Origin of the sequence: Prevotella sp. HMSC073D09 (genome assembly GCF_001814145.1) — a bacterium.
Classification (GTDB): Bacteria; Bacteroidota; Bacteroidia; order Bacteroidales; family Bacteroidaceae; genus Prevotella; species Prevotella conceptionensis.
The window spans coordinates 15,741-27,314 of sequence record NZ_KV815107.1 but is presented as its reverse complement, the minus strand read 5'-3'; the positions used below and the strand labels follow the sequence as shown (position 1 = coordinate 27,314).

Sequence of the window (11,574 nt, the reverse complement as noted above, 5' to 3'; positions counted from 1 at the left end):
GTGCTAAATGCAAGGCGTTTTGGTGCTAAACGCAGGGCGAAAAGCATAAAAATGCACTGCAAAAGTATAAATATAACCCTTGCGAGCCATGAAAAACAGGGCTAAAAAGGGTAAAATAGCTGCTAAAAAGCAGGATTTTAGGGGCTAAAAGCAGGTAATTGGGCCTGAAGAATTTCGATCCAGCAACCAATCTAGAAAGGCAAAATGGTGCAAAATGCAGGTGTTTTTCTTAGAACTGTACACTTTGGAAGACGTGAAAAGCAAAAAACAGTGGCAGTTTACCTACTTTTGAGCCTTTATTTTCGCTAGAACGAAGTAAGAATTAGAACGACTTTGTAAAAATAAAGATAACAATTTAAGTTTTTGAGTTGGTGAGTTTGTTAGTTGACGGGTTGACAAGTTAACGAGTTGACAAGCTGGCGAGATGTTTTTAGTTGACGAGATAACAAGATGACAAGTTGGTAGGCGCAGCCATCTTTTCACTTTTTCACCTTTTCACCCTTTCACTTTTAGGAGTTAGGGAGTCGAGCAGTCGGCAAATCATAGTCAAACAGAATTGCATTTGGAAAATTGTTGTTAGCAGCCTGCAAGACGTGCGTTGCATAGAATGAACAAACCCTTACGCGGAGGAAAAGGAGATTTTCTGTTTGTTTACGATGCTGCTGTGTCTTTTCAAATCCAATTCTGTTTGACTATAACAAGGTGACAAGTTGGCAAGTTGACGGGTTATAAGTTGACGGGTTAACAAGGTGGCAAGTTAACAAGGAGGCAAGGGGAAGGTGTGAAGAGGTGAAGGGTTGAGGAATTGGGGAGTTGAGGAGTTGGCAAGTTAACAAGGTGGTAAGTTGGCCTGTTAACAAGGTGGTGAGTTAACAAGATGGCGAGCTAAAGAGCGTTAGGTATAGGAGCAAGCGAGGATTGCTAGTATCTAGACTTGCTGGTTAAGCCATACCGCCTAGTTTACCAGGGTTACCAGTTATACGCCACTTACTTGTTATACGTAATTTACTTGTTATACGCGGTTTACTTGTTACGTTTGGCCTTCTTGTAATATTCGGACTAACAGCCTTTGCTGCCCTAACCTAAAAGGGGCGCACCACAAATGTGGTACGCCCCATGAAAGCATCGGTGTAAGTAACACGATGTTGCGCCTAGCACATCCGGCCAGGACGAACACACCATGCAAGCACGGTTGTGTATGTTAAGCCATTGGCCTAGCCTTTACGAAATACGTAATAGCGGCGACCTTATTCGGTAAATCCACTTCGGCGCGTGCCCGTTACGCGGTAGGTTTTGCCTGGGTAAGTGCTCAGTTGCACATTAAACACAATGCTGTCTGTGGGCAGGTTGTGCAGGTTGTGCCCCTGCCCTTCTAGCACTTTTCCATCGGTAATGCTCACTGTTGCCCCGGCATCGTCGCTGTTGTACACGGCTTTCACGTTTTGACAAGCAAAGGTGCGCGCGCCATAATTAATGGGCGTAACAAGCAACAGGCTCCATTTCTTGCCTACACTCAGGTTCACCCACATCTTATCGGCCGTGTTTTCTACCGTGTTATAGGTTTGCAGGTTATAAGTGCTGCCGCCAAACGCGTTTGGCGTAAGCGTTCCGTCGGCATTCACTTCGTGCACACGCACATCCCAAAAGCCGGCCATCTGCTCTACTTCCGTTCCGCCTGGTTTCTCGTTGGTTTCTACGTCGCAAGCCGAAAGGCCCATCAGGGCGAACGCTGCTGCGGCCATCTGTATGATGTATTTCTTCATAATCATTGCTTTTTATCTGTTCAACACAATGTTGTAAGTGTCGCCTTTGTAGGTTACGGTCCATGTAAACACACCCTTCTTGGCGTTAAAAGTGGCATTGGAGAAAGCGTCTAGTTGGACGGGGGCGCCGTTTGCCTTTACCGAATAGGGCTGAAAAGTGCCGTCTTCGGCCATAAGCAGCAGTGCCTGTATGGTTACGGCGTCGGCCGTTGGCTGTCCTGTGGCTTTCATTGCCTGGTAATATCCGCCCAACAGGTCGTCTACCTTAACCAATCCACTGGCCAGTTGCGTAACGTTTACAACACTCTTGGCGTATGTTTGCTCCACGCCATTGGCATCCACACGCTTTGTGCCGGCAGCCGTGAAGAAGGTTCCGGCAGCCTTATACTTCACCTTGGGGTTGCAAACGGCCACCACACGCTGTGCTTCGTAGGTGTAGCCGTCGGGCGTTGTGCAAGAGTAGTTAATGGGATATAAGCCAGGCGCGTTGGTGTTTACGGCATCCAGCCCGTCCACTTCCATCTTGGCGGTATAGTCTTTTCCCATATAGGTGGCGGTGCAACCTGGGTCTTGGTACGTAGCACCCAATGCCACTTCAATCGTGGCATCGCCTGCCATGTCCATCAAGACGATGGGCGTAACCTTCGAGTCGGTGAAACTTTCATCGCCACATGCGCTCAATCCCACTACGAGTGCCAGCGCAGGCAACAGGTTGATGATATATTTGTTCATTGTTTTGCAGTTTATACGTTATATAATAAGGTGTTTTACTTCATCCACGTCTCTCTCTCATCGCAGAGAGAGAGACGTGTTGGGACAAAGGCCTCATATCATTTAACATCCCAAAAAACAGGGTCGCTCAGTTTCTTTTCGGGCGGCGTTTGCGCCGGGTTCAGCCTTCGGGCGTGGTTGGGATAAGGCACGCGCTTGGCCAAACCGCCCACTTGTATGTGGTTAACGGCCGGCACAATGAGGTCGCCAGGGGTATAGCCTTCGCCGTCGAACACCTGTTTGGCGGTAAACTTGCTGGTTTGCGGCACGTTGGTACGCCTTATTTCGGACCATGCTTCCATGTGGTTGCGCATGAAGAAGGCGGCCCACTTTTGCATATATATAAGTTGCAGCTGCTCTTCAACGCTCTTTCCGTCGAACTTCACTTTGTCGTTTGCCAAGAAAGCAGTTGCTTCTCCCACTTTCAAGTTTCGCCAAGCGAAGTCTGCCTTCACGCCTTGCTCATAGCATGCTTTGGCTTTGGCAGCATCGTTGTTGAACCTTAGCTGCACTTCGGCCAACAAGAATTGCAATTCGCTTTCGGTAAAGGCAAAGATGGGTTGCGCCTTCATGACGGAAAACTTGATGGCACTGACGTTTTTGTTTTTCCAATCCTGGTTGTTTCTCCATTCTTTCATCGTAGTTTTTGCGCCAGGCAACTGGCCCACGTAGTTACCGCCCGAAGAGGTTACGCTTATGGCATAGCCCATGCGCGGGTCGTCGGTATCGCTGTAATATTCCACCAAAGGATAAGCCGCCACATAGTTGTTGGCATTCAACGCAAAGATGGACCCATACCAAGGATTGTACTGATTTTGCACAGGCGAAAACACATCAAACATGATGTCGCCCTTGAAGAAAGCGTTGGCCGCCACCAGGTCTTTCGCCTTTTGCGTATAGTTGGCCACGTCTACGCCGCCGTCTATGAAGCGCATGTAGATGCGCAGGCGCAAAGCGTTGGCAAATCCCTTCCACTGACTTAGTTTCTTATTCATCATGGGGTCGTCTACGGTCATGCTTTCACCGCCGATATTAGCCTCAGCCTTGTCCAGTTCGTCTAGCACGCCCATGAGAACGGCCTTACCGTCTTCCCACTTAGGCGTTGGGTTGGCCTTGCCTTTCAGGGCTTCAGAGTAAGGCGCATCGCTCATGTTGTCTACAAGCAGCTGGTATGCCCATGCCCTCAGCACGGTGCAAGCGTAGTGGTTGGCCTTGTTCGGGCTCTTCGCCATCACCTCTTGCAAGTCTTTCAGTGCACCGGCATATAGCGTTTGGTAGCACCTGTCGAAGAGATTGCTACCTTCATCAAGGTGCAATTCGGCCAGGTTGTTGTATTGGTTCTGTTCGGGGCGCTGCTCGAAGTACTGCGAGAAGAAACCCGCGTAGGTGAACATTTGGTCGCCCAAGGCATCGGCGATAGCGTTCTCGGCAGACGGGAACAACTTTTCAGGCGTTACCTGTGCCTCCGATGGATAGTTGGGATCGTCGTTTATGTCGAGGTTGCAGCCGCTTAACACCATCGTTGCGAGGGCTGCCAGTATTGTTATCTTTTTCATCATGCTGCGGGTTTAGAATTTAACGGAAACGTTGAAACCGAACTTTCGCGAGCTAGGATTGGCCGACCACTCGCCGAAGTTGCCTCGCAAGTCGTTGCCGAATGATGTTAGCTCAGGATCTACAAAGGTATTCTCTGCCGGTGTCCAAAGGAAGAGGTTGTTTCCAAATGCCGACAGGCGCACATCGGTGAGGAAGGTGTTGGCCAGCCACTTCTTGGGCAAAGCCCAACTAAGGGTTATTGCGCGCAGCTTAATATACGATTTGTCGATGAGGTCGCCCGCCCCCAATTCCAATCCGCCATCGTCCCAGAACTTATAAATGCTCGTGGCATTGAGCGGCGTGTTGTTGTCAACATACACGGGTTTGCCTTGCGCATCGGTTCCGTTCTGCACCACGGTGTTGGGTATAATCCACGGGTTGCGGCTGTTGTAAGCCGTCTGCATGGCGTTTCCTGTAAAGTAAGTTACGTTCTTGGTGCGCGAGAACATCTTTCCACCTTGGCGTATGTCCACGTCTACCGAAAGGCTAACGCCCTTATAGGTAAAGGTGTTGTTGATGCCCATCGTGTACTTGTAGTTCATACTACCCACGATTTGCTGCTTGGGATTGCGGATGGGTAGGCCTTGGTTGTCGACAACCACTTTCCCCGTAGCGGGATCGCGCAGTGGCACGTATGCTTTAAACACGCCTAACTCTTCGCCCTTAATGGCATAGAGACCCGTTCCGCCAGTCAATCCATAGATAGACGACTCGCCACCTAGCTCTTCGGGCAGGCTGATTACCTTGCTCCAGTTCTTGGTGAAGTTCCAAGTAACGTCCCAAGCAAAGTCTTTCAGCTTCACGGGTGTGCCGCTAACAACGAGTTCAACGCCGCGGTTGCGTATCTCGCCAAGGTTCATGTTCTGGTAAAGATAGCCCGAAGCGGCATCCATATCGAGGCTAAATATCTGGCGGTCGCTGGTTCGGTTGTAGAACGAGGCATCAAAACTGAGCCTATTTCCAAAGAAAGCCATGTTCAGTCCCACTTCAAACTCGGTGGTCATCTCAGGACTTAGCTTGCTGCCGCCAAGCGTATTGCCCACGGTATAGGCGTTCCAACTGCCATTGGTGAAGGGGAACTTACTTGTTGCCCACCCGCTACTGCTGGCCGAACCTTGCGGATAGATGGTATTTACCATGTAAGGCAGGGCGTCGTTGCCCGTCTTTCCCCATGCTGCACGCAGCTTGGCGTAGTTAACAGTCTTCTTAACGTTCTCCGGAAGCATCTCCGAGACTATCCAACTGGCCGTTGCGCCAGGGTAAAAATACGAGCGGCTGCCGCGCGGAAGCGTTGACGACCAGTCGTTTCGGGCCGTAAGCGTGAGGTAAACCATGTTTTTAAACGCCACCTCGGCTTGTCCCAACGCGCCCATCAGCCGCTGTGTGCGCTGGTAACTCTTTATCGTAGGCTTGTCGGCAGTGTTGGCAAGGTTGAGCCAAGTGGGTATGGTGAGGTTCGTTATCTCCGAACTCTGGTAGCTGTACTTGCGTTCGTTGCCGTTAAATCCCACTAATGCGTTGACGTGCCAACTGTCGGTAAGGTCTTTGTCGAACGTAACCAGCAGGTCTTGGTTTATCTCTCGGCGGCGTGTTGTTTGCTCGCTCACTCGCCCCGTGAGGCTACGCAGCGCGTCTTCCCAGTTGGGTGTGCCCTTAAACAGGGTCGACATGTTGGGTTCGCCCATATCATGATGTTCGGTACTTGTGTCAAGTCCGAAGCGATAGGTAAGCTTAAAATACTTCAAGAAGTCGTAATCCAGTTGCAGCTTGCCATAGAAGCGCTCGCTTTCAAACTCGTTCTTAAAGTTGTTGAGCACGTAATAGGGATTGGTTACACCATAAGGTGTATAGTAATAACCCGGTGTGTTGAAGGGGTTGTTCAGGTCTTTCAGCTCAACGATGCTGATGTCGCGCGGCGTTTGCATCACATTGTTGTACATCGAGCTCGACTTCTGCCCCGTAGACACGAAGTTGTTGCGTTGATAAGCATAGTTAAGCGACGTGCTGAACGTGAGGTTGTTCACCTTGTGGCTTGCCCTTGCCGAGAACGTGTACTTGTTATAGCTGTCGGCATTGGTGGGTATGATGCCGTCTTGGCTTATCTGCGACAGGCTGAGGAAGAAGTTGCTCACGTCTGTTGCGCCGTTAAGCGACACGCTATTGCTGTACCGATAGCCCGTGTCGAAGAAATCGCGCACGTTGTTTTTTATCGGCACGTAACTCTTAAAGTTCTGTGTGCCTTCGTAAACCGCTCCGTAACGCAACCACGAACCATCGAAACGCGGCCCCCAGGAGCCGTTCTCGTTGTCGGTTTTGTTGCCATACCAACCCATACCAAAGTCGTTTTGCATCTGCGGCAGGCGCAACAGCGTTTCCCATTGCATGCCGCCGTTATACTCTATGCCCAGTCCCCTTTGGGCTTTCTTACCCGTCTTGGTGGTGATAAGGATAACACCGTTGGCGGCTCGGCTACCATACAGGGCCGTTGCAGCCGCTCCTTTAAGGATGGTCATGCTCTCCACGTCGTCGGGATTTACGGCACTAGCGCCGTTACCAAAGTCGTAACCGCGGTTCAAGTCCCTGTCGGTAGATACCGTGCTGTTGTTAAGCGGCACGCCATCGATAACGTATAGCGGCTGATTGGTGCTGCCCAACGAACTGATACCACGCACGATAACCGACTTAGACGAGCCTGGGTCCGACGAAGAACTAGATATTTGCACGCCCGCCACCTTACCTGCAAGGCTCGACATGATGTCGTTAGTGCGCGCCGCAGCAATCTCGTCGCCCTTAACAGCCGTGGCCGAAAAGCCCAATGCCTTGGCCGAACGCTTAATGCCCATCGCCGTAACCACCACTTCGCCCAACGTAGTGTTCAGTGGTTCGAGCACAACACGCATGTTATCCTTGGCTGTTACGTCCACAGCCTTCATGCCTGCTGAAGATATATGCAGCTTAGCACGTTCGGGTACGGTAAGCGTAAACTGTCCGTCGAGGTTGGTAACGGTGCCCTGACCTGTGCCAGTAACAACGACAGAGGCCCCAATCACGGGTTGTCCGTCTTCCGAACTGATTACTGTTCCTGAGATTTTCATTTGGGCCAAGGCCGCTCCCATACACAAGAAGAGGCTGCCCAATAGCATAGTAAACCTTTTTCCCATAAAAAATTCTCTCATTAGTTATTATAAAAAACAACACCTTATGGTTGCCTATTGATTATTCAGCGTAGAAGGATGGCCAAAGCCTTATGTTCGAATCACAAACGTTTAATGAATATTGCAAAGCTATGAAAAATTTAAACACCTACCAAATATTTTGCAACTAAAATCGTTATTTTGATTAATATTCGGCAATAAATGAATAAAAACACAACCAAAATACAATGTTTTCGCACACATTCGCTATCTTTTTGATAGCAAACGTTTTTGCAATTCTTTCATTTTGTGCGTTTTATTTACCATCAAACCTTTTGCATTTGCACAATAAATTCAGACCCATGCGCAACTTCTTCCTAAATGTTTTGGGCGTTCGGGCGCATTACCTTAATTTTGCATCACCGCTAACGGCAAGGCAAACGCCGCCCATTGGGCCTTCGGGCCACACGCGCCAAACATAAAGACAGAACGACATGGACAACAAAATACCGCAAGAGTGGAACGACATCCTGCTCAAAGACGTCAACTTCATCGACCTGATGAAACACCGCATATATAATGTGCTTATCGTAGCCAACCCCTACGATGCCTTTATGTTGGAAGACGATGGCCGCATCGATGAGAAGATGTATAACGAATACGTTGAGCTAGGACTGCGCTATCCGCCCACATTCAAGCAGGTAAGCACCGTTGAAGAGGCCGAAGAGGTGATGCAGGGTGTTAGCGTAGACCTCATTATCTGCATGCCCGGCAATGCCGACAACGACGCTTTCGCCGTGGCGCATGCCGTGAAAGAGCGTTTCCCACTGGTGCCTTGCGTGGTGCTTACGCCGTTTTCGCACGGCATAACGCGCCGAATGCAAGACGAAGACCTCAGCATCTTCGACTATGTGTTTTGCTGGTTGGGCAACACCAACCTCATCCTCTCCATCATCAAGCTTATCGAAGACAAGATGAACGTGGAACACGACACCAAGGAAGGCGGCGTGCAGATGATTTTGCTGGTTGAAGACAGCATACGTTTCTACTCCTCCATCCTCCCCAACCTGTACAGCTACATCCTCGTTCATAGCAAGCGCATATCCACCGAGGCGCTTAACAGCCAGGCTGCCGCCTTGCGAATGCGGGGTCGGCCCAAAGTGGTTCTCGCCCGAACATACGAAGAGGCGATGGAATACTACGACAAATACGCCGACAACATTTTGGGCGTCATCAGCGACGTACGCTTTCCCAAAGACGGCGTAAAGGACCCCGAGGCGGGCATCAAGCTGCTGCGCGAGATACGCCGCCGCGACGAGTTTGTGCCGCTCATCCTGGAAAGCTCCGAAACAAACAACCGCGAAAAGGCCGAAAAAGAAGGCTTTCGCTTTGTAGACAAGAACTCGAAGAAGATGAGTATCGACCTGCGCCACCTCATGGAAGAGCACATGGGCTTTGGCGATTTCATCTTCCGCGACCCCAAAACGCGTAAGGAGGTGGCACGCATCGCCTCGCTTAAACAGCTGCAAGACAACATTTTCAACATCCCCTACGACTCGATGCTCTTCCACATCAGCCGCAACCACGTTAGCCGTTGGCTTTCGGCCCGGGCCATTTTCCCCGTTTCGGCCTTCCTCAAAGGCGTTACGTGGCACAAATTAAAGGATGTGGATGCGCACCGACAAATTATCTTCGAGGCCATTGTGCGCTACCGCAACATGAAAAACATCGGTGTTGTGGCCGTGTTCGACCGCATGAAGTTCGACCGCTATGCCCACTTCGCACGCATCGGCGACGGCTCGTTGGGCGGAAAAGGCCGCGGACTGGCCTTTCTCGACAACATCATCAAGCGGCATCCAGAGTTTAACAGCTTTCCGGGCGTAAAGGTGCACATCCCTAAGACGGTTGTGCTGTGTACGGATTTCTTCGACCAATTTATGGAGCAGAACAACCTGTACCAAATTGCCCTAAGCGATGCAACCGACGACGAGATACTTCGCCACTTCCTCGCCGCAAAGCTTCCCGACAGCCTTAAAGCCGACTTCACCACCTTTTTCGATGCCACGCGTTGCCCCATTGCCGTGCGTTCTAGCTCGCTGCTCGAAGATGCGCACTACCAACCCTTCGCAGGAATATACAGCACATACATGATTCCTTACACCGAAGATGCCGAAGTGATGCTCCGCATGCTTGCCGCAGCCATCAAAGGCGTGTACGCCTCTGTGTTCTATAAAGACTCAAAGGCCTACATGTCGGCCACAAGCAACGTTATCGACCAAGAGAAAATGGCCGTCATCTTGCAGGCCGTGGTGGGTAAAGACTATGGCGCACGATTTTATCCCAACGTCAGCGGCGTGTTGCGCTCCATCAACTACTACCCCGTTGGCGACGAACAAGCCGAAGACGGCATTGCCAACTTGGCTCTGGGGCTAGGCAAATACATCGTGGATGGCGGTCAGACGTTGCGCGTTAGTCCCTATCACCCCAACCAAGTGCTGCAAACAAGCGAGATGAAAATGGCCTTACGCGACACGCAAACGCAATTCTACGCCCTCGACACCACGCACCTCAACACCGACTTTGCCGTAGACGACGGCTTTAACATCCTGAAACTGGGCGTAAAGGAGGCCGAGGCCGACCATTCGTTGCACTTCATCGCCTCTACATACGACCCTAACGACAACATCATTCGCGAGGGCCTTTACGAGGGCGGGCGCAAGCTCATCACCTTTGGCGGCGTGCTTAGGCACGATGCTTTCCCCCTACCGCAAATCATGCAAATGGCCATGCGCTATGGCGAGGATGCCATGAAACGCCCTGTGGAGATTGAGTTTGCCTGTAACATCAACGCCGACCGCACGGGCGAGTTCAACCTTTTGCAAATACGCCCCATCGTAGATGCCAAACAAATGCTAGACGAGGACCTGTCGGCCATACCCGACAAACAGTGCCTGCTACGTTCGCACAACACCTTGGGACATGGCGTTAGCGACGACGTTACCGACGTGGTGTACGTTAAGTACGGCGACAACTTCTCGGCTGCCGACAACTATCGCGTGGCCGAAGAAATTGAACGCATCAACAGCAGCTTTCTGGGTACCGACCGAAACTACATTCTTGTGGGGCCTGGGCGTTGGGGTTCGAGCGATTTTTGGCTGGGCGTTCCCGTTAAATGGCCGCATATCAGTGCGGCACGTGTCATCGTTGAGGTGGCATTGAAGAACTATCGGATAGACCCTAGCCAAGGAACACACTTCTTTCAAAACCTCACTAGCTTTGGTGTTGGCTACTTTACGATAGACACGAACATCCCCGATGGCCTCTTCCGCAAGGACATTCTCGATGCCATGCCTGCCGTTGAAGAGACACAACACGTTAGGCACGTGCGCTTTGAACAGCCTTTGCGCATATTGATGGATGGAATGAAGGGAGAAGGTGTGGTTGCTTTTTCTAAGTAATAAGGAGAAAGTAGGAAGGAGGAAGTAATAAGTAGTAAGGAGGAAGTAGTAAGGTAGTAAGGAGGAAGTAGTAAAGTAGGAAGGAGAAAGGAGGAAATTAGTAAGGAGAAAGTAATAAGTAGTAAGGAGAAAGTAGTAAGTAGTAAGGAGAAAGGAGTAAGGTAGGAAGGAGAAAGGAGAAGGTAGGAAGGAGGAAAGTAGTAAGGTAGTAAGGAGGAAGTAGTAAGGTAGTAAGGAGAAAGTAATAAGTAGGAAGGAGAAAGGAGTAAGGTAGGAAGGAGAAAGGAGAAGGTAGCAAGGAGGAAGTAGAAAGCAATAAGGTAGAAAGTAACAAGGGGGAAAGTAACAAGGAGAAAAAGGAAACAGGGAAGTTTATAAGCGCACAAGGCCATTGAGCCAAATTTACTAGCTTAGCTAGGCTGTCTAGATTAACTAGAAATACTAGATTTGCTAGGATTGCTAGATGTACCATGACCACTAGATTAACTAGATAACTTGGATTACTAGTTACTAGATTAGCTAGGATAACCAGTTGCTAGATTAACTAGGACTACTGGATTTACTAGAATTACTAGATTCACTAAAATTGCTAGATTTACTAGGATTACCAGCCCATCTAGATTTACCAGCCCATCTAGAATTTCTAACCCATCTAGTTTTACCAAGCTTTCCGACTCCAAAAAAACTACCATATTCTTTACAAAACACACCTTCTCTCCCACCCCATTCTAGCGAAAAACAAGGCTAAAAAACATGCAATTAGCCACGATTTTCTGCTTAACGTGCTCCCGTTTCAACTGAAATTTAAGGGAATTATTTGCATTTTGCGCCATTTTGCCTTTCTAGATTGGT

Annotated in this window: 5 protein-coding genes; 1 reads left to right on the top strand and 4 read right to left on the bottom strand. The window is 49.9% G+C overall.

Annotated features, from left to right (window positions below; all coding sequences use genetic code 11):
- Positions 1 to 1,247 precede the first annotated feature (1,247 nt).
- The 4 genes from HMPREF2955_RS08970 to HMPREF2955_RS08955 form a co-directional block, all read right to left on the bottom strand.
- The gene (locus HMPREF2955_RS08970; RefSeq protein WP_070722840.1) at positions 1,248 to 1,763 is read right to left on the bottom strand and encodes a lipid-binding protein; all 516 of its coding nucleotides are present in this window, start codon (positions 1,761 to 1,763) and stop codon (positions 1,248 to 1,250) included.
- A gap of 12 nt (positions 1,764 to 1,775) precedes the next feature.
- Positions 1,776 to 2,495, bottom strand: a complete 720-nt coding sequence (locus HMPREF2955_RS08965; RefSeq protein WP_009231088.1) for a BT_2262 family domain-containing protein — start codon at positions 2,493 to 2,495, stop codon at positions 1,776 to 1,778.
- Positions 2,496 to 2,593: 98 nt separating this feature from the next.
- Positions 2,594 to 4,093 (bottom strand): SusD/RagB family nutrient-binding outer membrane lipoprotein, encoded by a 1,500-nt coding sequence (locus tag HMPREF2955_RS08960; RefSeq protein WP_246830110.1) that lies wholly within the window; start codon positions 4,091 to 4,093, stop codon positions 2,594 to 2,596.
- Between the two features lie 9 nt (positions 4,094 to 4,102).
- Positions 4,103 to 7,291: a SusC/RagA family TonB-linked outer membrane protein gene (locus tag HMPREF2955_RS08955; RefSeq protein WP_070722772.1), complete on the bottom strand. Its 3,189-nt coding sequence runs from the start codon at positions 7,289 to 7,291 to the stop codon at positions 4,103 to 4,105.
- Positions 7,292 to 7,758: 467 nt separating this feature from the next.
- Here HMPREF2955_RS08955 and HMPREF2955_RS08950 point away from each other — a divergent pair, with 467 nt between their 5' ends.
- A complete protein-coding gene (locus HMPREF2955_RS08950; RefSeq protein ID WP_070722770.1) occupies positions 7,759 to 10,722 on the top strand; it encodes a PEP/pyruvate-binding domain-containing protein in 2,964 nt (987 codons plus the stop codon).
- The last annotated feature ends 852 nt before the right edge of the window (positions 10,723 to 11,574 follow it).